General features: G+C 59.2%; 2 protein-coding genes. Both read right to left on the bottom strand.

Features of this window, described 5'->3' with window-relative positions; translation table 11 throughout:
* Positions 1-493 (bottom strand): UvrD-helicase domain-containing protein (locus tag L692_RS30000; protein WP_036725184.1); only part of this gene is annotated, 493 nt, incomplete at its 3' end.
* Positions 490-1136 (bottom strand): PD-(D/E)XK nuclease family protein (locus tag L692_RS29995; protein ID WP_036725181.1); only part of this gene is annotated, 647 nt, incomplete at its 5' end. The genes L692_RS30000 and L692_RS29995, both read right to left, overlap by 4 nt.

Raw genomic sequence — 1136 nt, 5'->3', positions numbered from 1 at the left:
CGAACACGCCGTCTTCGCCGGCCTCTTCATATTTTTCCTCGAACAGCTCCTCCAGTATTTCCTGGCGCATAATCTCCGCTTCATGCTCATTCAGAATGCGAAAGCCCGGGTCCAGCGGAATCAGCTGATAGTAACGCCGGATAACCTCAAGGCAAAAGGAATGCAGCGTCGTGATCGAGGCTTTGCCCAGCAGCGCCAGCTGGCGCCGCAAATGGGCGCTCTGCGGATCGTCCTCAAGCTCACGGTCCAGCGCCTCGCGGATACGCTGCCGCATTTCGGACGCGGCCGCTTTGGTAAAGGTAGCCACCAACAGGCGGTCCACGCTAAAGCCGCTGCTCTCGTCGCCGATCTTGCGGATGATCCGCTCGACGAGCACCGCTGTCTTGCCGGAGCCGGCGGCGGCGGCCACAAGGATGTCGTCCCCGCTCTCCGCGATGGCTCGCCATTGATCGTCGCTCCATATGCTTCCTTCCGGTTTTGACTGCAAAATCACGGTCTGTTTCCTCCTTCGTCTTTGCGGGACAGCATTTCCCAGATTGCGTCCTTGCCCGGCTTGCCCAAATGCTTGTATCCGCTGCCTTCCACAGCCTCGTCGAATTGGCACACCGCCCTGTAGGAACAGAACGTGCAGGCAGTCTCCTGCTGAATCCGGTAAGGCGCGATGGCTACGTCCCCTTCCGTGATGCGGGTGCCGATCTCCGTGATCGTCCCTCTTACGGAAGAGAGCAGGCGGTCCCACTGCTCGGGCGTGGCCACGGATGCGCTGCTGTAAAAGCTGCCGTCGCTCTTCAGGGCAACCGGCACGATGCTCGAATGCCCTTTGTCCAGGGTCGTATCCATGAGTGAGACGACCTCGCGGTCCGCCATGAGCAGCCCCTTCATCTTGAATCGCTTGAGCAGCTCCTGCTGCGCCTGCTCCCGGTCCATGCCGTTTGGCGAGGAGAGGAGCGGATCATGAACGTGAAAATACAGCGTTCCCGCCGGAAACGCAGGCTCCCCGAGCCATTCCTCGGCATAGGTCAGCAGCACATCAAGGTAGGTCAGCATCTGCAGCGACAATCCGTAATACACTTCATGCAGCTTAAGATCCTTGCGGCTGGATTTATAATCGATGACCCTCAGCAGGATTCCGTTCT

The organism is Paenibacillus forsythiae T98 (assembly GCF_000520735.1).
Taxonomy (GTDB): Bacteria; Bacillota; Bacilli; order Paenibacillales; family Paenibacillaceae; genus Paenibacillus_AQ; species Paenibacillus_AQ forsythiae.
This window is presented reverse-complemented; position numbering and strand designations above follow the sequence as displayed.